Below are 21,706 nucleotides of genomic sequence, written 5' to 3'. Positions count from 1 at the left end.
GGTCATTCAGAAATGGTTTAAATAAGGTAGACCAAAAGGGTCAGGGAATGATTAAGTTTTAAAATGCCATTAGAAAACAAATCGTTTTTTTCATCTGAGTTATCTTGTGAAAACATTCACGAATTTGTCACATATAGAAAGGAGTCAATCAAATGAAAGTCATGAAGTTAGTATCGGCCATCATTTTATTTTTCATATTCCAGCTGCCTGATAAGGGTAACGCTGAGACAAAATCCAATGTCCTGAATATGGAGGAACTTACGATCCAGGTGATGCCGGAATATTCGTATCACCCAAAAGATAAGAAGAAGAATGCCCCGCTATTGGTGGGCTATCATGGGGCCTTGAAGAACAATGCTGAAGAGGCGCAAAAAGGCCAGGTAGTCATTCCGCTACCAATGGACGAGAAGAATTTCAGGATTGGTTTTGTGGCCGATTATTCACGGGACCTTACAGAAATGAATGAAATTGAATATGAGCTGGATAAAGAAAAAGGAACGATTTCCTGGGAAACGAGCGAAGAAATTCAGCCACAGGAGATTTACAAGTTTGTGATTGAGTATTATACCGACAGCATCAAGGAAAATGACGACAAGATGTCAATGACCTATGATTTTAAAAACTTCGCTGATATCGGATTGTTTAACTTGATTTTCGTTGAGCCGCTCAACACGGAAAGTTTCAAGTTGGAGCCTGCTTCCGAGCAGCACCAGAAAAACTCTTACAACATGAACATGTTTCTGTATCAAAGCCAGGGAATGAAGCCTGGTGATGAAAAGAATATCTCACTTGAATACAAACGAACTGACGATAGGACTACAGCGGAAATCATGGAAAACATGGCCGGGGATGTAAAGAAGGCCGGCACTGTAAAACAAAATGATGAAAAAATGCCTCTGTGGCTTGTCATTACTGTCGTTGGCAGTGTGACTATATTGGCAGCGATTTTATTAATTTTCATCATGAGGAAAAAGAAAGCTCAGCCGGTAAAAAGAGGTGCAAACAATGAATTTGATGCCAAAAAGGCAAAGCTCCGTTCAATGCTTGTGGAAGGAAGCATAACTGAAGCAGAGTACAACGAATTGATCAAAAAGCTGGGAGGTAGAAAGTAATGTCCAAAAATAAAAAAATCGTAGTGGGGCTGAGCCTGGCTGCAGTGGCATTCGTGATCATGATGTTTTCAACAATGCCGAGCGCAGGGAGCAAGGAAATCACAATTGCCGACCTCAGCAAAAATGGCTCGAAATATGAAGGCGATTATATTATGACGCAGGGATTGCTCAATAAGGAATCGGTGAAATGGGATGCCGACAAGCTTGAGCTCCGTTTTGAGCTTTACGAGGAAGGCCAGGGAACGCTTCAGGTATTCCATAAAGGCATCAAGCCGGATAACTTCTCAGAAGATGTCATCGTCCTCGTAGAAGGTTTCATCCAAAAAGACGGAGTGTTCGAAGCGGAAAAAGTCCAGACGAAATGCCCGACAAAATATGAAGGCGAAGACATGGAGAACTATGATACTGAAATGCATAAGGAAATATACAAAAATGACAAGCAGGAATAAAACAGATGGGTGGTTATCTGTATGTATCTAATTGGGAACATCTCAATCTACCTTGGAATCGTGATTTCGCTTTACGGGATCATTGCCAATATCGTCGGGATCAAGAAGAAAAGCAGCAAGTGGATTGAAAGCGCAAGGGGGGCAGTCCTCTCACTGGCTTTCGTAGCGAGCATTGCCTCCTTCCTGCTGCTCTACTTGCTCGGCACAAGCCAGTTCCAATATAAATATGTGGCTTCCTATACAAATGAAAGCCTGCCAATGGCTTATAAATTAACAGCATTTTGGGCGGGCAACGCGGGATCCCTGCTGTTATGGGCATTCCTTTTGGCACTGTATGCGGCCATGGTCGTTTTTTCAAAAGAGAAAAAGAATCCGATGATGCCGTACGTATCCAGCATTCTGATGGTCAACATCCTGTTCTTTTTCACAGTGATGGCGCTGAATGCCAACCCGTTTGAAATGACAGATAAAATACCAGCTGACGGAAAAGGGCTAAACCCGATGCTCCAAAATCCGGGAATGATTCTGCATCCTGTCACACTCTATATGGGTTATGTCGGGCTGGCAGTGCCTTTCGCATTCGGGATTGCAGCACTGATCCTGAAGAGAATGGATTCAGAGTGGATCAAGCTTACGAGAAGATGGACCTTGCTTGCATGGCTGTTACTGACGCTCGGCAATGTTATTGGCGGCTGGTGGGCATACCTTGAGTTAGGCTGGGGCGGCTACTGGGCATGGGACCCGGTTGAAAATGCCTCATTCCTGCCATGGCTGACCGTATCAGCATTCCTGCACTCAGTGATGATTCAGGAACGGAAAAACATGCTGAAGACGTGGAACGTAAGCTTGATTATCTTATCTTACATCTTGACGCTGTTTGGAACATTCCTTGTCAGGAGCGGAATCCTGACGAGTGTCCATGCATTCGGGGACAGCAATCTGGGTACTTACTTCCTTGTTTTCATGGCGTTCATGATGCTGTTTTCTCTTTATGTGGTCATGACAAGATACGGAATGATTAAAAAAGACAGCAGCCCAATTGAATCTTATTTTTCAAAAGAAAGCAGCTTCCTGCTGAACAACCTGATCCTCGTGGCTGCAGCTTTCGCTGTTTTCTGGGGAACGATGTACCCGCTGATTTCAGAAACTTTCACAGGTACAAAGGTCAATGTCGGCGCGCCTTATTTTGATAAAGTGATGGCTCCGATCCTGCTGGTGCTGATTGTATTGATGGGCATCTGTCCATTGATTGCCTGGCAAAAAGCGGTATTTGAAAAGTTCATGAAAAACATGCTTTGGCCGCTGGCAATGGGTGTTGCCACAGCTATCATTCTGTTCGCTTTTGGCATTAAGGGAATTTACGCGATTATCGGATTATCGGCTGCAAGCTTCATGTTCGGAACGCATTTACAGGAGTTTGCCAGAGGCATCAGTGCCAGACGAAAAGCAACGAAGGAAAGCATCCTGAAGGCAGCGTTCAAGCTGACGGTGAAAAACCAGCGCCGCTATGGTGGTTATATCGTCCATATCGGGATTGCAGTCATCGCCGTGGGTGTCATTTCATCTCATTCATATTCGACTGAAGTCCTGAAAACGGTAGATGCCGGCAACAGCATCAAGACTGGAGATTACAGTCTTAGATTCAACGAACTGACCGAACATACGAAAAACGGCAATGGTGTGGTCGTGGCTGATATAGATGTGACATATAAGGGCAAGTATATCGGCAAAATCAAGCCGGAAAAAATCTTTTACGAAACATGGCCGGAACCATCAACAGAGGTAGCAATTAAGACGAACTGGAGCCAGGATTTGTACGTCGTTTTAAGTTCCTGGGAGAACAAAGACAAGGTAACGTTCATGGTTAAAGTGAATCCATTCGTAAGCTGGATTTGGATGGGCGGGATCATCATGGTGATTGGCACAGCGTTCGCGCTCATAGGCGGCAGGCCGACAACATTCCGCTACCAGATCAATAAAGGCATTTCGAGAGTGGGAGGGTGAAAAAATTGAACAGGAAAATTCTTATGACAACACTCCTTTTGCTCATCATCATTCCTGGAATGACAACAGCCTTCACCTATAACTCTAAGGAATTCAAGCACATCATCGGACAGCTTGATATGCAGGGCCATGCTGATCATGAATTATCCACCTGTTCAGTAAAGAAGATCTATTACGATGAAGTGGTTGAGATGCTGAACGGCGGCAAAACAGAACCGGAAATCATCCAGTCCTATGTTGATGAGTACGGGCAGGCGGCTTTGAGAACTCCAGGCGGCGGCACAAGCGGCTGGATTGCCTGGGGAATGCCAGCTGCGGGAGTCGGAATCGGCAGTGTGATTGTCGGTGTCTGGCTAAGGAAATTAACGGTCAAAAAGGCAGAATCAAAGCTTGAGACGAAGGCTGCATGGAATTCGGAAGTGGAAAAAGAAATTGCGGCAAAAACATTTGACGAAGAGCGCCGGAAGCTTTTCTAGGAGCTGATCAAAATGGATTATGTATTTTTAATAATAGGTGCACTCGTAATCATTACTTGTTTTTACTTCATCATTTCTCCTTTCTTCTCGGCTGGCGAGGTGCCGGCCGAGGGAGTGGAGGCTGAGAGTGAAAAGCTGACGCTGGAGCAGGTCTACAGTGCTGTGAATGAGCTGGAAATGGACTTTTTAATGAAGAAAATCACCCGTGAGGATTTCGAGAAATTGAAAGAGAATTATCAATTGCTTGGTGCTGAAATGTTAAAGGAAGAAACAGAGGTACTCAAGCAAGGAAAGGCTAAGCATCTTTCAGAGAGCAAAAAGAGGCTAAAGGATGCCGAAGCAGAAGCAGAAATTCTTAGAGAGCTGAAGAAGCTTCGCCAGCAGAAGGGGTGATCATAATGGCACCTGCCTACCATCCTGAATGGCTTGTGAACTTCTGGCTGACGACACCGGGGTTGAATATGGTGAACCCGCACTATGTACTGATTGTATTAGCTGCTGTCATGGCTGCTGTCTGGTTTTGGCGAAAGCGGAGGAAGCCTGCTGAAGACATCATTGGTGAGGAAGACCAGTTGTTCAAACACCTCTTGGTAAGGAAAAAAGTGATTGAAGGGGAGCTGGACGGACTTGAAGCAAGACTGAAGGCAGCGGAAATCACCGAGGAGAATTTTAACAGGATGAAGCTTGATTATCAGAGCCATCTCGCCGAGGTAAACAAGGAACTGGAACAATACACTTAACGAAAGAGTTGGGGACCATGCTGGAACTGAGGAAAATGACCAAAATGCTGGGAGATAAGCTCGTATTAAGGAACATCACCCTTTCATTGGAAAAAGGGGAGATCTTAGCGGTGATTGGCCCGAACGGAGCAGGGAAGAGCACCTTCTTTAAATGCACAGTCGGACTCCTGCAGCCAACGAGCGGGGAAATATTCCTCGACGGTGAACAGGTCAAGAAGAATTCACCACAGGTAAAGCAGCGAATTGGATTCCTGGGTCATGAATCATTTCTTTATAACAACCTGTCCCCGATTGAAAATCTTAAATTTTACGGAAAGCTTTACAAGGTGAAGGATCTTGAAAGCAAAGCCAATGCGCTTTTAAAGGAAGTGGGTCTCTACCTTTTCAGGGATATGCCGATCCGGTCTTTTTCAAGAGGGATGATGCAAAGACTGGCGATTGCCAGGGTGCTGCTCCCGGATCCTGATATCCTGATGCTCGATGAGCCGCATACTGGCCTTGATCAGGAGGCCGTTGCGCTTTTGAACCAAATCATTAAAAAGAAACGGGACAGCGGGACGTCAATCCTGATCATCTCACATGATTTTGAACAGGTTCATGCACTTGCTGACAGGGCGGCCGTATTGAAAAAAGGAAAGATTGTCTCAACCAAACTTCTTGGAGAGGAAGTAAGCCTGGCAGAGATGAAAACCTGGTACGAAGCAGAGGTGAAGAGCACATGATGTCAATTCTAAGAGATGCCTGGACGATTGCCAGTAAAGACCTGAGCAATGAGATCAAAACAAAGCAGACAATCGGGATGATGGTCATCTTCTCGAGTCTCGTCGTCCTGATCTTCAGCTTTGCCTTCGATCCGACAAATAATATGGTCAAAGCTGTCATTCCAGGGCTCGTCTGGCTGATTACCGTGTTTTCCGGAATTCTGGGACTAAATCGTTCCTTTCTTTCTGAGCACGAGAACGATGCACTGACAGGGTTGCGTTCGGCACCAATCGATCTTTCGAGCATCTATCTTGGCAAGGTGCTGGCAAACTTCATCCTCGTAACGGCCGTACAGATTGTCAGCATCCCTGTTTTGTTTCTGTTGTTCGACTATCGCTTTTATGGAAAAGTAAGCTGGTTCATCGTTGTGGTCATCATTGGTACGCTCGGTTTCATCATAGTCGGGACCTTCCTGGCTGCGCTATCGGCAAACGCAAAGAACAGCGAGATGCTTTTGCCGGTATTGCTGCTGCCGCTTCTAAGCCCGCTGCTGATCGCCGGGGTCCAGGCGACGAGAATCATTCTTGAAAATGAAGTGATTGCGGATGCATCTTCCTGGATCAGATTGATGGCTGCTTACGATTTATTGTTCTTGGCTGCATGCTTTTTCTTATTCGAATTTATTATGGAGGGGTCTTGATGAAAAAGAATACTGGCATTATCGACCGGCTGCTGCTGTTCACGTTAATTCCGTCATTTTTCATAGCACTTTATCTGATTTTTATATGGTCGCCTGTTGAAAGGATAATGGGCGCTTCACAGAAAATTTTCTACTTTCATGTGGGCAGTGCCTGGGTAGCCTTTTTGGCCTTCGGAGTCGTTGGCTATTACAGCGTGAGGGTGCTGATCAAGCCTAGGCTGCAGCATCATATCAATGCTGGAATCTCCGCAGAAATTGGCGTTCTTTTTACAACAATCACACTGATTACCGGGATGATCTGGGGAAAATCAAGCTGGAATACATGGTGGACATGGGAGCCGCGTCTTGCGACAACACTGATTCTATGGTTCATCTATGTAGCTTATCTTTTCGTCCGCAAAATGGATGGTTCTACCGAAAAGATCGCAAGGCTGTCAGCTGTTTTTGGCATCATTGGCGCTATCAATGTCCCGATTGTCTTCATGGCAATCCGCTGGTGGAACACGAAGCTGCATCCAGTTGTCTTCGGTGAAGGCAAAAACCAGTCAGGCGGCGGAATCGAACCCGATATGCTGGTTGCACTGCTGTTCTCGATTTTTACGATAACCGTGCTGTACGCGTTCTTGATGCGCAAAGGAATCGAAATTGAAAAAATGCGGCATATCGTCAAAAAGGCAAAGTCAAAAGCAATTGAAAAGCTTGCAGGATAATTACTAAGGAGGAGTTTAAAATGACTTACTTATTCATGGCTTACTCAGTTATTTGGACGTTGATCGCTGGTTATGTAGTAGTGCTTGGGCGCCGCCAGAAGCAGCTGAAGAAAGAGCTCGAACTACTTGAAGAATGGAACTCAGATTTTTAAAAGCGGGTGAATAGAATGGGCAAAAAGATTGTTCCGGTCATTGTCATCGCTGCCGTCATCGGAGTTCTCGGCTTTTTGGTCAGCGGACTGGGAGGGAAAGCATCAGCCCAGCCTGGTGACCAGTCCATCGATTTTGAACTGCAGGATATCGAAGGCAACACTTATAAACTGTCGGATTTTAAAGGCCAGCCAGTGGTCCTTAACTTTTTCGCAACCTGGTGCGCACCGTGCATTGACGAAGCTCCTGAACTGGAAGCATTCGGCAAAGAGTATAAGGATGCAAAGCTGCTGATCCTCGCTAAAGGCGAATCGAAGAAACGGATGGAAAAATACATCTCGGAAAGCGGCTCTGAGCTTACGTATCTTTTAGACACAAAAGAAGAGATTTCAAAGGATTACAATGTCATAGGCCAGCCTGAGACCATCATCATCGACGGAAACGGCGTCATTGTTGAACGTTTCTCCGGCCCGACAACAAAAGACGATTTGATTAAAATGATCCAGGAAAAAGTTTCACCATAACCTTGGTTAAAGCACATCCGTGTTTTAATAAGCTGTTTTCGGTTGAACCATGCGAATACAGCTTTTAGTAGATTGCTGGAATCCGCTTTAAGGGAGGTGAAAAAGATGCTGAAAAAGCTACTGGGAATAGACAAAAAGATGCTGTTATTCATTGGCGTATTTGCTGGAATCATTGTTTCTGTCGTCACTGTCAAAACGCTTGCGTATACGGATTCACCTGAATTTTGCTCGAGCTGCCATATCATGACAGAGGTCCATGACTCGTTCTCTGATTCCAACCACGCCGGTCTGTCCTGCGGCGACTGCCATTTGCCGCACGATACGATGGTTAATAAATACACCTATAAGGCAAAGGCAGGAATGACGCATGTGTATTTCAATACACTGGGCGAGGCAAAAATCCCGAAGGTACTCCACGCAACAGAAGGTTCTGAGGAAGTCATAAATGAGAACTGCATCAGTTGCCATGAGAATACGCTGGACAACGTTTCACATGATGCGAAAGACAGCTGTTCAAGCTGCCACCAGGCAGTGCCGCACGGGAAAGGCTTCAAAACAGAGGATTATTTTAAACCGCCGAAACCAGGCGAGCTTTTAGAAAATAAAGGAGGTACGATGAACAATGGCTAGAAATTTCCGCTGGGCATTTTTGCTCCTTGCGGCTGTCATGCTCATCATAACAGGCTGCTCCAGCTCGGAAGAAGAAGCAACTTCCGCAAGCGAGCTGAAAACGGGGCTGAGCAAAGACGAAATCAGCAATGAGGCCTTCAAGGACCTTTTCCCGCTGCAATATGACAGCTACAAGCAAAATGAAAAAATGGAGGATACGAAGTACAGCGGTTCCGTCAAACGAAGCAAGTACGACCATGATAAGGAACCGTATCTGCCAGTCCTTTTTAACGGCTATGGCTTTGCGACTGAGTACAATGAGGATCGCGGCCATATCTATGCAAATGAGGATGTTCGGGCGATTGCGCGTATCACTGACAAATCAATTGGATCATGCTTAACCTGTAAGTCGACTGCTGTTCCTCACATGATCGAGGAAATGGGTGACGATTACTGGGGCGGCAATTTTAACGAAGATATCTGGCCAAAGGCAGAAGCGATGGGCCATTCACCGATCGGCTGCTCAGACTGCCACGACCCGCAGACAATGGACTTGCGCGTCACACGCCCTAGCTTCATTAAGGCAATGGAGTCACAGGGAATCGACATGTCCAACCCAACGAAGAATGATATGAGGAACTATGTTTGCGGCCAGTGCCACGTAGAGTACTACTTCGCTGCAGACAACGGAGAAGTAACTTATCCTTGGGCAAACGGCTTTGAACCAGAAAATATGTACGAATACTACGAAACTACTGCAAAGGAACAAGGCTTTGAAAAAGACTGGGTCCACAATGTTTCAGGAACGCCTATGCTAAAAGCACAGCACCCTGATTTTGAGACTCATATAGAAGGCCCGCATGGTGAAGCAGGGGTTACATGTTCAGACTGTCACATGCCATATGACAGAGTAGATGGTAAAAAGAAAATCAGCTCACACTGGTGGACGTCACCGCTTAAGACCATGGATCAATCATGTGCAACCTGCCATACCAATCGGGATATGGAGGAGCTTGAAGGACGTGTAATCGATATCCAGGATAAACATATGGAAGCACTTCATAAGGCAGAGGATATTTCAATCACCTCACACTATTACGTGAATAAGATGATCACTTCTGGAGTAAGCGAAGAAAAGATCAAGCAGGCTCAGGAGCATATCAGAAAAGGACAATGGTTCTGGGATATCGTTGCTGCGGAAAGCTCAGCAGGCTTCCACAACCCGCAGGGATCAATGGATTCATTGATGGTGTCAATTGAAGAGTCGAATGAGGCGATCAATCTTGCTATCGAGGAATTGACCAAGAAAGGCGTAAATCTGGAAGAAGTTAAAACAGAGATTGAAAAAGTGAAGAAGGCTGTTTACGACGAAAAAGATAACTTCAAGAAGAAAGACAAAGCAGTGAACAGTTACTTCCCGGCACAACAGCCAGCTCCAAAAAAATAGAGAATAGTAAATTTAGAGAAAAGATAAATACGAAAACACTGTGCAATGGTAGTTTGTACGGTGTTTTCTTTAGTTTTGCAAAAAATTCATATGGAGTCAAGACAAATTGATCACGCCCGATGAAAAGTGAGTTGATTTTTGATTAAAAGGTCTGGGTGGGTAACCGGATTTAGGGATCTGTCATGTTCAGTAGTGTGAAAAAAACAAGACAGGATGTAAGAAAAGGGATAAAAAACTCGTTAGATAAGGTTTGTTCGCAAAAAACTGCATTTGTTCGCGAAAAACCATCATTTGTTCGCAAATAACCCACTAGGCTTGCAAAGTTGTTCCAAATAATGGTATTCGAACAATAAAAGGTTTTAAACAGAAAAAATCCTCCTATGTAGAATGGTAACAACAAGTTGCCAAACACCTATTCTACAAGAGGAGGATTCCTATGAACTCAAAGAGTTCTATACCCAATCTAACTTTACCCGACTCAACTGTAGTTCAAAAGTGTTTGACATTGTTAAATCTTGTGAATTATCGTGACCCCTTTATGGACCATAGAGCACACAAACTTTTTTCTGGCCATGTTATTACCATGGCGGTGGAAGGAATGCTCATGAGACGTGAATCCTTATGGGATTTGAGTGAGAACCTCAAGTCCAAGAAGGTGTTCAAGGAACTGCTTGAGCTAAAGAGTATACATGGCTCTTCTATTAACAGAAAGCTTGAGAAGCTGCCAACCGGTCTCCTGCAGGAGACTGCATTTCGAATCTTTAAGCAGATTGACCAGCATCACAAGCGTCTGCCTGGCTTTGACAAGATAGGAAAGTTGGCCGCTGTAGACTCTTCTCAGTTCTCACTCCCTTCCAAGGCGGGTGAATGGGCTTATTCCACCAAGAAAAACAATGGAGTAAAGCTCCATCTCTGTTTGATTGTCGCGGATGAAAATACCTATTATCCTGGCAAATCAATTCTTTCTACTACCGGAGTAGATGACAAGGAAGTCGCCCTCGAACTAGTGGTCGATCAAGCTGTCACCTACATCTATGATCGAGGGTATATCAGTTATGGTCTCTATTCGGATTTAATTCAAAAGAACCTGAAATTTGTCGCCAGGGTAAAAATGAATTCAAAGCTGACAATCGTGAATAAGCATGACATTCATGACGAACCTAACATTGTTTTAGACGCCGAGGTTCAAGTCAAAAAGCCTAAAACGGAAGAGACCATTGCATTGCGTCTCATAGAGTTCCTTGATGACGAAAGCAATAAATACAGGGTAGTCACGAACCGACGGGACCTTACTGCGAGTGAAGTCGCGGAGATCTATCGCCAACGATGGAAAGTCGAGCTCTTTTTCAAATGGATCAAACAGCACCTCAAACTAGTGAAGTTCTACAGTCATAAAAAGGAGGCTGTCTGGAATCAGTTGTGGCTCGCCATGATTGCTTATGGGCTTTGCGAATTGGTCAGGATTCAGACAGGTTCTAAAAAATCCACGTGGGAAATACTCAAGTACCTTCGTCAATACTGGTATGACTCATGGGATTATTTTATGGAAGCCTTATTCAGGGAGCCGAGCAGAACATCCAAAGGAAGGCGAAAGAAAGGAAAACCCGGCCGGCCAAGAAAATATCCCAAGAAGTTGAAGACCGTCCAAATTGTCCAAAGATAAACGGATAATAAGGTGCTAACTAACTTGCTTGGTAACTTGTTGTTTTAACCAGGTGTTCCTTTTTTTGTTTCCAACGCTAACTAGCTAGGTAACTAAATTTGAAATTTAAACTAAAATTAACTAAATTTGGTGTCTCGTTGCAAAGCTAGTGCAAATAACCTCCATTTATTCGCAAATAATATCGTTTATTCGCAAACTGGAAAAAACAACGTATTTTTCCCAGTTTAACTTCAAAAAAATAGAAAATTTCAACTTCATTTACCAGCACAAATTCCTATTGCAACCAATTGTGAAAAGCTCTAGAATTACTTTGGTATTCGAAATTTATGAGTGAAAGAAGGCGTGAATAATGCCTAGAGCCTTGTGGCTTTTAATTATCGGGATGGCAGTCAATGTTACTGGTTCCTCTTTTTTATGGCCTTTGAACACAATCTATATACATGAGCACCTTGGCAAATCCTTGTCTGTTGCTGGGATCGTATTGATGCTTAATTCTGCAGCCAGTGTTATTGGCAATCTTTTTGGCGGCAGTCTTTTTGATAAAATCGGCGGATATAAGTCTATCATTCTCGGAATCAGCATTACCATCCTGGCGTTGCTTGGACTAACCCTATGGCCAGGATGGCCGCAATATATTTTCTTTTTGACATTGGTTGGTTTTGGCTCTGGCATCGTCTTTCCGGCGATGTACGCAATGGCAGGCTCTGTCTGGAAGGAAGGCGGCCGTAAAGCATTCAATGCCATTTACGTAGCTCAGAACCTGGGCGTAGCCATTGGAGCTGCGCTTGGCGGTTTTGTCGCCTCCTACTCTTTCCAGCTGATTTTCATGGCGAACGCAGCCATGTACCTGATTTTTATGATGATCGCTATTTTTGGCTATCGCAGCATCGACACCCGGGCAGCGAAGCAGACGAACGTACTTCAGGAGAATGGTGCGGTCAAGAGCCATACGAAGCTGTATGCGCTTCTTATCCTTGCTGTTGGCTACTTGCTTTGCTGGGTTGGTTACGTCCAATGGCAAACAACGATTGCCGCTTATACCCAGGAATTGAACATTTCCCTGAATCAATACAGCATCCTCTGGACAATCAACGGTGCTTTGATCGTTCTTGGCCAGCCAGTTGTGAACAGGCTGATCAAGCCGTTCCAGAATAAACTGAAGTTGCAAATCATCATCGGCATGGTCATCTTCATGGTTTCCTATGCAGTTGCTGCAGGAGCTAATGCATTCTCAGGCTTCGTGGCAGGTATGGTAATCCTGACGATTGGTGAAATGCTGATCTGGCCTGCTGTTCCGACTATCGCAAATGACCTGGCGCCTAAAGGCCGGGAAGGCTTTTACCAGGGGATTGTCAACAGCACCGCAACTGGCGGCAGGATGATCGGCCCGCTTATGGGAGGGATCCTTGTCGACCTATACGGTATGCCAATGTTATTCGCAATCCTTATTGCGCTTATGTTTATCGGTATCTTCACTACTGTCATCTATGACCGCAAACTAAAGGAATCACATAACGTTGCTGCACAAGCATAAAGAATCAGTAAAGAGCCGGGCCCGGATGCCCGGCTCTTTTTAAAATCTGGGGATTGTCCGGGACCAGAGTTTGCCAGGACTGAACAAGGGGACTGCTCCTATCTAATCAGTCACAATTTATGCATTTTTTCTCGATAAAAAATGCATATTTTACATCTAATATAGGACTGTGAGTTTATGATATAATCATACATTGAAAGACAAGGGGGTGAATGGGTTGAAACTTAAAATCCTTGGAATTGCATTTTTGGCTGCCGGTTTGTTAACTGCCTGTAATGGCGGGGAACAATCTGCTGAACCTGAAAAACAACAACAAGACATCAAGGAATTGGTGAGTGATTACAGCACGGGCGAAATTAAGGGCCACAATGCGTCCATCACCTCACATGAGCTGACAATTGCCGACAGTGAAGGGGACAAGCAAGTCTACGATATTTCGGAAGAAGACTTCTTCGTCTCAATCGCGCCTTACGAAAATCAAACCCATCCTTGAACAAATCATAGCTTGACAGGTTGTCAAGGTGAACTGGTTGAAAAAGAGTTTGATGTATATATTGAGGATGAGGATGGAAATGTGGTCGTTGATGAGAAAATGACATCCCATCAGAATGGTTTCATCGATTTGTGGCTTCCACGTGATCAAAAGTTCAAAACAAAGATTGGATATAACGGTAAAACTGTAGAATCAGAAATATCCACTTTTGAGAATGACGCCACTTGCATTACAACAATGCAGCTAATGTAGACTAAAGCACCTGAGTCAGGTGCTTTTTTTATGTCTTGCATCGTTTTCAGAAAAATGTGATAAAATCAAAAGAAAAACCAGGTGGCGGACTATGAATACGAAGCTTTTACATATCCCTGCAGATATTATTGAAACCATTGTCGAGAATGCGTTTGAATGGCTTGTTGTTGTTGACAGAGAAGGAGGAATCATCTATATCAACCATAATTACTGTGAATTCCTTGAAGTCAATCGTGAAGAAACGATTGGCAGGCATGTCACCGAAGTGATCGAGAATACGAGGATGCATATTGTGGCTCAGACCGGAAAAGAGGAACTGGCTGATCTGCAATTCATCAAGGGAAACTATATGATTGCCAACAGGGTGCCCATCATTAAAAATGGCGAAGTAATCGCTGCATTTGGAACGGTGTTTTTCAGGGATACACAGGAATGGATGAAAATGGACAGCCATGTAAAAAGCCTGCTGACCAGGATGCAGCCATACATCCAGAAGATTGATTCGGGAGTGAAATACACGCTAGATGACATCCTTGGCGAGTCACAGCAGATTATCAGTTTAAAAGAAAAAGTGAAAATGGTATCCAACAGCGATATTTCCATTCTGGTCAGGGGAGAGAGCGGAACAGGGAAGGAATTGTTTGCCCACAGCATCCACCAGCTAAGCAGCAGAAGCCAGAAGCCATTCATTAAGGTGAACTGCGGAGCAATCCCTGAAAACCTGCTTGAATCCGAGTTATTTGGATATGAAGAAGGAGCTTTTACAGGCGCGAAAAAAGGAGGGAAAAAGGGGAAGTTCCAATTGGCTAATGGCGGGACCCTTTTCCTTGATGAAATCGGTGACATGCCGCTCAGCATGCAGGTTAAACTTTTGCGTGCCTTGCAGGACGGGGAGATAGAACCGATTGGTTCGACAAAATCGATTTCGGTTAATGTCCGGATTATTGCTGCCACAAACAGGCCGCTTGAGAATATGATTGAGGAGAAAAGATTCAGGGAGGATTTATTTTATCGGATCAATGTCGTTCCTTTCAGTGTTCCTCCATTAAGGGAACGTGCTGAGGACTTAACACTGCTGATCGCCTATTTTATTGACAAGGTCACGAATCGGTTAGGCAAGCGGATCGCAGGAATTGAAAGCAACGTACTGGAAATTCTAAAATCATACAGCTGGCCGGGTAACATCCGAGAACTTGAAAATGTCATTGAAGCTGCTGTTCATTTGACAAAAGGAGAACAGATTACGCTGGATTCATTGCCGGATTACTTGCAATCACAGACAGCCATTTACCGATTTAAGAACAAAAAACTTAAGGATATTGTTGAAGAAACAGAACTATGGGTGTTGAAGCAAAGCCTAGAAAGGAACAATGACGATAAAGGCCTTGTGGGGAGGGAACTGGGGATCAGCAGGTCAACCCTTTATGAAAAGCTAAATAAATACGGCCTCTTGTAGTCCGGGAATTCGGAATGCTGTCCGAGTTTCCGGACTTCTTTCATTTCTAGTAATATTTAAAAGGCTTTTCACTGTATGAATGGTATTAATTTGCGGGAACTGGACAGGTCGAATAACTTGTATTCTATTAAGTAAAAGCAATGGAAGAATGATAGAGTCCGGAAAACCGGAATGAAATAACTGAAAATTAAAAATAAACACTGATTCATATACCCTGAAAAGTTGGCACGATAGTTGCAATAGGTTAATACAGCAATTTTATTCAATCTTTTGTAAGCGTTGTCATCTAAATTGGGCAGGGAGGGCAGTGGTCGTTTTTACTTTAAAAATTTAAAGGGGGAAAAAGAATGCTGAGTATGATTGGGTTGATTGGCGGTCTGGCTTTGTTGATTTATCTGACGATGAGAGGCATGAATCTGCTGATTGTCGGGCCGATTTCTGCGTTGTTTGTTGCTGTGTTCAGCGGAATGCCGTTGTTTCCGCAGCTGGTTGAAGAAGGAGCTGCTAACTTTGTCGGCAACTATATGTCTGGGTTTTCTGGTTTTGTTACTGCCTGGTACATGATGTTCCTTCTTGGGGCGATTTTTGGAAAAGTGATGGAGGACAGCGGAGCGGCTGACAGTGTTTCTGAGTTAATCGTCGAGAAGCTGGGCATGAAGTATGCAGTGCTTGCGATTGTCGCGGCCTGTGCCGTGTTGACCTATGGCGGCGTCAGCTTGTTTGTTGTCGCATTTTCAGTTTATCCAATGGCATTGAGCTTGTTCAGGCAGGCGAATTTGCCTAGGCGATTCATTCCGGCTGCATTGGCCTTCGGATCGGTCACTTTTACAATGACTTCTGCCGGTTCTCCGGAAATCCAGAACTGGATTCCTATTCAATTCCTGGATACTACCCCGGTTGCAGGCTGGGAGGTCAGTGCCATCGTTGCCGTCTTCATGATGATCTTTGGCTACTGGTGGCTGAAACGAATGATTACAAAAGCGGTTGCAAGAGGCGAGAAGTTCGAAGCGAGGAAGACAGATCCAATGCTGGAAAAAAGGGCGCTGCCTCATCCTTTGATGGGCCTTATTCCTTTAGTTGTGGTACTGGTGATTTCATTCGTTTTCCATGATTCATTGAAACAATCAGCACTGATCATTGCTCTTCTTGGCGGGGTTGTATCTGCCTATCTATTAAATCGCAAGTACTTCAAAAATTTCTGGGAAGCACTTTCAGAAGGAACGATGGGTGCCTTAATTGCGATTGGAAACACTGCTGCTGTCGTAGGATTCGGGGGTGTCGCAAAAGCAGTGCCGGCTTTCCAGACGGCGGTTGATGCGATGACAAACATACCTGGAAGCCCATTGATTGGGGCGGCAATTGCCGTGAGTGTCATTGCCGGGATGACTGGTTCTGCATCCGGCGGTCAGGCTATTGCGCTTCCATTGCTTGCACCTCACTACATGGATATGGGCGTCAATCCGGAAGCACTGCACAGGGTAGCTGCCATTTCCTCCGGAGCACTGGATTCACTGCCGCATAACGGGTACGTGGTCACGACTGTCCGGGCGATCTGTGGCGAGTCCCATCAGGATGCATACAATCCAGTTGCGGCTGTGACTGTCATTGTGCCGTTGATTGGTGTGGCAATTGCGATTGTTCTATTTTCTCTAGGATTAGGTATTTAATGAAAGGAGATTCCAATGGTAAAAGATAAAGTTGTGATGATTACCGGTGCCGCCCAGGGAATCGGGTATGAGATCGCCAAGAGTTTTGCTGAGCAGGGCGGAAAGGTATTTTTGTCAGATTTACAGGAAGAAGCTGTGGAGAAGGCGGCTGCAAGTCTGCGTGAAATAGGGCATGATGCCGCTGGCTTTAAATGCGATGTTACCAGCGAAAAAGACATCAAGGAGTCAGTTGCAAAATGCCTTGAGCACTTTGGTACTGTCGATGTTCTCATCAATAATGCAGGCTTGCAATATGTCTCCACGATCGAAGACTTCCCAACGGAAAAATTTGAGCTGCTGATAAAAGTGATGCTAACTGCTCCATTCATAACTTTGAAGCATGTGCTGCCAGTCATGAAAAAGCAGGGTTCTGGCAGGGTGATCAACATGGCATCCATCAATGGGCTTGTTGGATTTGCCGGAAAAGCAGCATACAATAGCGCCAAGCACGGTGTGATTGGATTGACAAAGGTGGCCGCACTCGAAACGGCTGAGCACGGCATCACAGTAAACGCAGTCTGCCCCGGGTATGTTGACACACCGCTTGTGCGCAACCAGCTTTGCAGCCTTGCAGAAACACGGAATGTACCACTTGAAAAAGTACTTGAAGAAGTCATTTTTCCGCTTGTGCCGCAAAAACGGCTGCTGGCTGTCGATGAAATCGCCAGTTATGTTATGTTCCTCGCCAGTGATGCTGCGAAAGGAATCACTGGCCAGGCTGCAGTCATTGACGGAGGATATACAATTCAGTAAGTTCAAACCGGCTTTCCCTATGGGAGGCTGGTTTTTTTGTTCATTTGAAAAAATCTGGCGGCGGGGAATATGTTTTGTTTTTCTTTGATCCGGTAGAGATAAGATTAAGCGACTTTAATATATGAGTAGCAAGATCAACAGAGTCAATGCCTAAAAAGTCACGAAGCTGTCTATTATTAATGGAAAAACCATGTAATAGAAAAAAGTCTTTAATAGCGGAGATATGGGCAGTTTTTGAAAGGTGGCCGCAAGAGGAACATAGCCAATTTCCATGAATTCTTTTCATCCCAAATACCTGACATTCAGGACATTGGATTCCTTTTGTCAAATCAGTAAGCGGGAGATTCAATTCTTTTGGATTAATGATTAGTGGCTGATCGGATTTTATTAATTTGTGAGCAATCTTCTTTAGGTCCTTTATTGTGAGAGTTTCGGATTTATATTTTAATTTCACTTCCTCAATTTTATAAAGCGCGCGCGCGGTGCGGCAAAGTCTATAGAATACTTCTGGAGACTTGTTTGAGTTTTTAATCATTGTTTGGGAGCTGCTGATGGTGACGAAATACTCTATAGGCGGGAAGGAGAAGGAATTGTTATTAAGCCAGGTGATTAAATTTGTGGTTTGGGTCTTCGCCTGTAAAATGGGATTCCCATATATATCTTGTTTTCCATCAATCGTTCTGATTAATTGATCAAATGCTATATCAATGTCAATTTCGCCTGCGTAGTTTTTGGATTCGAAATTAATAAAAAATGAAGGATATAGAAGAAGGGTATCGATTTGAAAGTGGGTCTTTAAATGAGGAATTCTCAAGCCTTGGAGGAGAATATATTCCTTTTCTGGAAGTTGAGAAAGATAATAGTCCAAATCAACTTCCCCTTTGTATCCAGCCTTTAATTTCATCAATTTTGTCTGGAAATCCTTTTTACGGGGATGATTAAAGGGTAGCCTTTTCACTACTGCTTCATAAATTAGAATTTTCACTGGGATTGTCCTCTTTTTTAATATCAAGTACATCACTCCTTTTCATCTTAATCAAATTTTACCTCTTTTAATATATGAATTCAGTGAGAAAACTCTCTCTTCATAAAAAATAGTATTAAGACTCTTAGAAAATATTTCTTAATCGCAAATAAGGTATGTTTATTCGCAAATAAATGCATTTGTTCGCAAAAAAGGAGATTTATTCGCAAAAAGTATTGCTTTATTCGCAAACTGGAAATTCTCAGCATTTTTTACCAATTTTGTGTCCGAATCTCCTTTCAAAATCCCACACCAAACAAATGATACAGTCATAAACTAGTCTCCATAATCATTTATTTCGTACCCGCTTGCATATGGAAGGGAATTTTATTACAATATCTCTATATCATAACGAAAGACTTTGACAAGGAGTAGTAGTGGTGTAAAACCTGTGCAAGAGAGCTGGCGGTTGGTGCAAGCCAGACGGGTCCATCATGAACTCGCCTTTGAGTCGCAGACGTGAACACACAAGTAGCGTTTGCCGTTTTCCGCGTTAAGGATGAATGAAGCGAGTGTTGCACACTAATTTGGGTGGTACCGCGGGAGATCATACATAGCCTCTCGTCCCTTTTACAGGGACGGGAGTTTTTTGTTTTTTAAAAAGAAAATCCCATCCGCAAAATAAATCGAACTTAAAACAGGAGGACATTGACGATGAGTTTTAACCATCAGGAAATCGAGAAAAAATGGCAATCGCATTGGGAACAGAACAAAACGTTCAAAACAACTGAAGATAAAGGGAAAGAGAAGTTCTACGCGCTTGATATGTTCCCGTATCCATCTGGTGCCGGCCTTCACGTTGGACACCCGGAAGGTTACACAGCGACTGACATCCTTTCACGCATGAAAAGGATGCAGGGCTTCAACGTCCTTCATCCAATGGGCTGGGACGCGTTCGGCCTTCCTGCAGAGCAGTATGCATTGGATACAGGAAATGACCCGGCTGAATTCACGGAGCAGAACATCAACACGTTCCGCCGCCAGATCAAGGCATTAGGTTTTTCATACGATTGGGACCGCGAAGTCAACACAACAGATCCTGAATACTACAAATGGACGCAATGGATTTTCCTTAAGCTTTATGAAAAAGGCCTTGCCTACATTGATGAAGTAGCAGTTAACTGGTGCCCGGCACTTGGAACTGTTTTAGCGAACGAAGAAGTAATCGATGGAAAAAGTGAACGCGGAGGCCACCCGGTAGAGCGCCGTCCGATGAGACAGTGGATGTTGAAAATCACTGCCTATGCAGACCGCCTGCTTGAGGATCTGGATTTGCTTGATTGGCCGGAAAGCCTGAAGGATATGCAGCGCAATTGGATCGGCCGTTCAGAAGGTGCCGAAATCACGTTCAACATCGAAGGACATGAAGGAACATTCACTGTATTCACAACTCGTCCAGATACACTTTTCGGCGCAACTTATGCGGTCCTTGCACCAGAACATCAGCTTGTTGATAAAATCACGACAGCCGAGCAGAAGGCTGCAGTCGAAAAATATATCGATGAAATTAAGAGCAAGAGCGACCTTGAGCGTACGGACCTTGCGAAGGACAAAACGGGTGTCTTCACTGGCGCTTACGCAATCAACCCGGCGAACGGCGAAAAAATGCCAATCTGGATCGCTGACTATGTGCTGGCTTCATATGGTACAGGTGCAATCATGGCAGTACCAGGACATGATGAGCGCGACTACGAGTTTGCCAAAAAATTCGATTTGGAAATCAAGGAAGTCGTTGCCGGCGGAAACATCGAAAAAGAAGCCTACACTGGTGATGGCGAGCACATCAATTCTGAATTCCTTAACGGCACGAACAAAGAAGAGGGCATCAGCAAGATGATTGCGTGGCTTGAGGAAAAAGGCATTGGTACGAAAAAGGTCACCTACCGCCTTCGCGATTGGCTGTTCAGCCGCCAGCGCTACTGGGGAGAGCCAATTCCAATCATCCACTGGGAAGATGGAACAATGTCCGCTGTACCTGAAGACCAGTTGCCTTTAGTTCTTCCTAAAACGACGGATATCAAGCCTTCTGGCACAGGGGAGTCTCCACTTGCCAATATCGATGACTGGGTGAATGTTGTGGATCCTGAAACAGGCAAAAAAGGCCGCAGGGAAACGAATACGATGCCGCAATGGGGTGGCAGCTGCTGGTACTATCTGCGCTATATCGATCCAAAGAACGACAAGGCACTTGCTGATAAGGAAAAATTAAAGCAATGGCTTCCGGTTGATATTTATATCGGTGGAGCGGAGCATGCGGTACTTCACTTGCTGTACGCTCGTTTCTGGCACAAGGTCCTTTACGATGTGGGAGTTGTCCACACGAAGGAACCGTTCCAGAAGCTTTTCAACCAGGGAATGATTCTTGGTGAAAATAACGAAAAGATGAGCAAATCTAAAGGTAATGTCGTCAACCCGGATGAAATTGTAGAAAGCCACGGTGCAGATACGCTTCGTCTTTATGAAATGTTCATGGGGCCGCTTGAAGCATCCATCGCATGGTCTACAAATGGTCTGGACGGATCACGACGCTTCCTTGACCGAATCTGGCGCCTGTTTGTCAATGAAAACGGCAGCTTGAATGAGAAAATAAAGGATGTTGAAAACACGAACCTTGAGAAGGTCTACCATCAGACTGTTAAAAAGGTGACGGAAGATTATGAAGGGCTTCGTTTCAATACAGCGATTTCTCAGATGATGGTCTTCATCAATGAAGCATATAAAGCCGAAGAGCTTCCAACAGCATACGTTGAAGGCTTTGTAAAAATGCTGGCGCCGATTACACCGCATATCGCAGAAGAGCTTTGGGCTAAGCTTGGCCACAGTGAGTCAATCACATATGCAGCATGGCCAGCCTATGATGAAGCCAAGCTAGTCGACGATGAAGTCGAAATCGTTGTCCAGGTAAACGGTAAAATCAAAGCGAAAATGATGGTACCGGCAGACGCGAACAGAGAAACACTTGAGCAGATCGCAATGGGTGATGTTGCTGTCAAAGAACAAATCGACGGCAAAACAGTCCGTAAAGTGATTGCTGTACCAGGAAAGCTTGTCAATATCGTTGCTAACTAATATGTACTAGCAAAGGATCGCCTAGGCGGTCCTTTGTTTAAAATAGTAATATACCCCAAGAGGTTTATTCTTTGTATTATTAAAAGAGTTTTTATATAATAAATAGGGGAAAATACAATAATAGGGTATTGAA

21 protein-coding genes and 1 other annotated feature are annotated in these 21,706 nt (G+C 44.4%); of the genes, 20 read left to right on the top strand and 1 reads right to left on the bottom strand.

What is annotated here, in order from left to right:
• The first annotated feature begins 152 nt into the window (after nt 1-152).
• From FOF60_RS19165 to FOF60_RS19075, 19 genes are all read left to right on the top strand, one after another.
• Complete coding sequence (locus FOF60_RS19165) at nt 153-1,112, top strand: hypothetical protein (RefSeq protein WP_192473437.1); 960 nt, start codon at nt 153-155, stop codon at nt 1,110-1,112.
• Nucleotides 1,112-1,561 (top strand): cytochrome c maturation protein CcmE, encoded by a 450-nt coding sequence (locus tag FOF60_RS19160; protein WP_192473438.1) that lies wholly within the window; start codon nt 1,112-1,114, stop codon nt 1,559-1,561. Before FOF60_RS19165 ends, FOF60_RS19160 begins: the two co-directional genes overlap by 1 nt.
• A gap of 21 nt (nt 1,562-1,582) precedes the next feature.
• Nucleotides 1,583-3,565 (top strand): heme lyase CcmF/NrfE family subunit, encoded by a 1,983-nt coding sequence (locus FOF60_RS19155; RefSeq protein WP_192473439.1) that lies wholly within the window; start codon nt 1,583-1,585, stop codon nt 3,563-3,565.
• A 5-nt stretch (nt 3,566-3,570) separates the two neighbouring features.
• Nucleotides 3,571-4,041, top strand: coding sequence for a cytochrome c-type biogenesis protein CcmH (locus FOF60_RS19150; protein WP_192473440.1), 471 nt, complete (start codon nt 3,571-3,573; stop codon nt 4,039-4,041).
• Nucleotides 4,042-4,053: 12 nt separating this feature from the next.
• Nucleotides 4,054-4,434, top strand: coding sequence for a hypothetical protein (locus FOF60_RS19145; RefSeq protein ID WP_192473441.1), 381 nt, complete (start codon nt 4,054-4,056; stop codon nt 4,432-4,434).
• 5 nt (nt 4,435-4,439) lie between these two features.
• Entirely contained in the window at nt 4,440-4,781 is a 342-nt protein-coding gene (locus tag FOF60_RS19140) for a hypothetical protein (RefSeq protein WP_192473442.1), read from the top strand.
• A gap of 17 nt (nt 4,782-4,798) precedes the next feature.
• Nucleotides 4,799-5,503, top strand: coding sequence for a heme ABC exporter ATP-binding protein CcmA (gene ccmA / locus FOF60_RS19135; protein WP_192473443.1), 705 nt, complete (start codon nt 4,799-4,801; stop codon nt 5,501-5,503).
• On the top strand, nt 5,500-6,183 hold the full coding sequence (locus FOF60_RS19130) for a heme exporter protein CcmB (protein WP_192473444.1): 684 nt from the start codon (nt 5,500-5,502) through the stop codon (nt 6,181-6,183). Before ccmA ends, FOF60_RS19130 begins: the two co-directional genes overlap by 4 nt.
• Nucleotides 6,183-6,893: a cytochrome c biogenesis protein gene (locus tag FOF60_RS19125; protein WP_264647592.1), complete on the top strand. Its 711-nt coding sequence runs from the start codon at nt 6,183-6,185 to the stop codon at nt 6,891-6,893. Before FOF60_RS19130 ends, FOF60_RS19125 begins: the two co-directional genes overlap by 1 nt.
• A gap of 20 nt (nt 6,894-6,913) precedes the next feature.
• A complete protein-coding gene (locus tag FOF60_RS19120; protein WP_023626909.1) occupies nt 6,914-7,045 on the top strand; it encodes a CcmD family protein in 132 nt (43 codons plus the stop codon).
• Between the two features lie 15 nt (nt 7,046-7,060).
• Complete coding sequence (locus FOF60_RS19115) at nt 7,061-7,567, top strand: TlpA family protein disulfide reductase (protein WP_192473446.1); 507 nt, start codon at nt 7,061-7,063, stop codon at nt 7,565-7,567.
• Nucleotides 7,568-7,672: 105 nt separating this feature from the next.
• Nucleotides 7,673-8,197: a cytochrome c3 family protein gene (locus FOF60_RS19110; RefSeq protein ID WP_023626911.1), complete on the top strand. Its 525-nt coding sequence runs from the start codon at nt 7,673-7,675 to the stop codon at nt 8,195-8,197.
• Nucleotides 8,190-9,623, top strand: coding sequence for an ammonia-forming cytochrome c nitrite reductase subunit c552 (locus tag FOF60_RS19105; RefSeq protein ID WP_192473447.1), 1,434 nt, complete (start codon nt 8,190-8,192; stop codon nt 9,621-9,623). The genes FOF60_RS19110 and FOF60_RS19105 overlap by 8 nt, the downstream gene beginning before the upstream one ends.
• A 436-nt stretch (nt 9,624-10,059) precedes the next feature.
• Nucleotides 10,060-11,286, top strand: a complete 1,227-nt coding sequence (locus tag FOF60_RS19100) for an IS4 family transposase (protein WP_192473841.1) — start codon at nt 10,060-10,062, stop codon at nt 11,284-11,286.
• Nucleotides 11,287-11,635: 349 nt separating this feature from the next.
• Nucleotides 11,636-12,820 (top strand): MDR family MFS transporter, encoded by a 1,185-nt coding sequence (locus tag FOF60_RS19095; protein WP_192472485.1) that lies wholly within the window; start codon nt 11,636-11,638, stop codon nt 12,818-12,820.
• A 217-nt stretch (nt 12,821-13,037) separates the two neighbouring features.
• Nucleotides 13,038-13,565, top strand: coding sequence for a CueP family metal-binding protein (locus FOF60_RS19090; protein WP_192472486.1), 528 nt, complete (start codon nt 13,038-13,040; stop codon nt 13,563-13,565).
• A gap of 91 nt (nt 13,566-13,656) precedes the next feature.
• Nucleotides 13,657-15,021, top strand: coding sequence for a sigma-54 interaction domain-containing protein (locus FOF60_RS19085; RefSeq protein WP_192472487.1), 1,365 nt, complete (start codon nt 13,657-13,659; stop codon nt 15,019-15,021).
• Nucleotides 15,022-15,368: 347 nt separating this feature from the next.
• On the top strand, nt 15,369-16,688 hold the full coding sequence (locus FOF60_RS19080; RefSeq protein WP_192472488.1) for a GntP family permease: 1,320 nt from the start codon (nt 15,369-15,371) through the stop codon (nt 16,686-16,688).
• A gap of 15 nt (nt 16,689-16,703) precedes the next feature.
• A complete protein-coding gene (locus FOF60_RS19075; protein WP_192472489.1) occupies nt 16,704-17,480 on the top strand; it encodes a 3-hydroxybutyrate dehydrogenase in 777 nt (258 codons plus the stop codon).
• A gap of 40 nt (nt 17,481-17,520) precedes the next feature.
• Here the strand turns inward: FOF60_RS19075 and FOF60_RS19070 are convergent, their stop codons facing one another.
• A complete protein-coding gene (locus tag FOF60_RS19070) occupies nt 17,521-18,465 on the bottom strand; it encodes a nuclease-related domain-containing protein (RefSeq protein WP_192472490.1) in 945 nt (314 codons plus the stop codon).
• Between the two features lie 391 nt (nt 18,466-18,856).
• Nucleotides 18,857-19,076 (top strand) — a binding site (T-box leader).
• Between the two features lie 82 nt (nt 19,077-19,158).
• On the opposite strand from FOF60_RS19070, the gene leuS reads away from it, so the two are divergent.
• Complete coding sequence (gene leuS / locus FOF60_RS19065; protein ID WP_192472491.1) at nt 19,159-21,573, top strand: leucine--tRNA ligase; 2,415 nt, start codon at nt 19,159-19,161, stop codon at nt 21,571-21,573.
• Nucleotides 21,574-21,706 lie beyond the last annotated feature (133 nt).

It is taken from the genome of Mesobacillus jeotgali (assembly GCF_014856545.2).
Lineage (GTDB): Bacteria > Bacillota > Bacilli > Bacillales > Cytobacillaceae > Mesobacillus.
Note: the sequence above shows the minus strand (reverse complement) of the source record. Positions and strands in the feature narration are given on the sequence as shown.

What these genes read in the sequence shown, in the direction of transcription:
- FOF60_RS19085 (WP_192472487.1), top strand. Translation starts at nt 13,657, where the DNA reads ATGAATACGAAGCTTTTACATATCCCTGCAGATATTATTGAAACCATT.
- FOF60_RS19145 (WP_192473441.1), top strand. Translation starts at nt 4,054, where the DNA reads ATGGATTATGTATTTTTAATAATAGGTGCACTCGTAATCATTACTTGT.
- FOF60_RS19095 (WP_192472485.1), top strand. Translation starts at nt 11,636, where the DNA reads ATGCCTAGAGCCTTGTGGCTTTTAATTATCGGGATGGCAGTCAATGTT.
- FOF60_RS19160 (WP_192473438.1), top strand. Translation starts at nt 1,112, where the DNA reads ATGTCCAAAAATAAAAAAATCGTAGTGGGGCTGAGCCTGGCTGCAGTG.
- FOF60_RS19075 (WP_192472489.1), top strand. Translation starts at nt 16,704, where the DNA reads ATGGTAAAAGATAAAGTTGTGATGATTACCGGTGCCGCCCAGGGAATC.
- FOF60_RS19105 (WP_192473447.1), top strand. Translation starts at nt 8,190, where the DNA reads ATGGCTAGAAATTTCCGCTGGGCATTTTTGCTCCTTGCGGCTGTCATG.
- FOF60_RS19120 (WP_023626909.1), top strand. Translation starts at nt 6,914, where the DNA reads ATGACTTACTTATTCATGGCTTACTCAGTTATTTGGACGTTGATCGCT.
- FOF60_RS19100 (WP_192473841.1), top strand. Translation starts at nt 10,060, where the DNA reads ATGAACTCAAAGAGTTCTATACCCAATCTAACTTTACCCGACTCAACT.
- FOF60_RS19110 (WP_023626911.1), top strand. Translation starts at nt 7,673, where the DNA reads ATGCTGAAAAAGCTACTGGGAATAGACAAAAAGATGCTGTTATTCATT.
- ccmA (WP_192473443.1), top strand. Translation starts at nt 4,799, where the DNA reads ATGCTGGAACTGAGGAAAATGACCAAAATGCTGGGAGATAAGCTCGTA.
- FOF60_RS19140 (WP_192473442.1), top strand. Translation starts at nt 4,440, where the DNA reads ATGGCACCTGCCTACCATCCTGAATGGCTTGTGAACTTCTGGCTGACG.
- FOF60_RS19125 (WP_264647592.1), top strand. Translation starts at nt 6,183, where the DNA reads ATGAAAAAGAATACTGGCATTATCGACCGGCTGCTGCTGTTCACGTTA.
- FOF60_RS19165 (WP_192473437.1), top strand. Translation starts at nt 153, where the DNA reads ATGAAAGTCATGAAGTTAGTATCGGCCATCATTTTATTTTTCATATTC.
- leuS (WP_192472491.1), top strand. Translation starts at nt 19,159, where the DNA reads ATGAGTTTTAACCATCAGGAAATCGAGAAAAAATGGCAATCGCATTGG.
- FOF60_RS19080 (WP_192472488.1), top strand. Translation starts at nt 15,369, where the DNA reads ATGCTGAGTATGATTGGGTTGATTGGCGGTCTGGCTTTGTTGATTTAT.
- FOF60_RS19130 (WP_192473444.1), top strand. Translation starts at nt 5,500, where the DNA reads ATGATGTCAATTCTAAGAGATGCCTGGACGATTGCCAGTAAAGACCTG.
- FOF60_RS19115 (WP_192473446.1), top strand. Translation starts at nt 7,061, where the DNA reads ATGGGCAAAAAGATTGTTCCGGTCATTGTCATCGCTGCCGTCATCGGA.
- FOF60_RS19155 (WP_192473439.1), top strand. Translation starts at nt 1,583, where the DNA reads ATGTATCTAATTGGGAACATCTCAATCTACCTTGGAATCGTGATTTCG.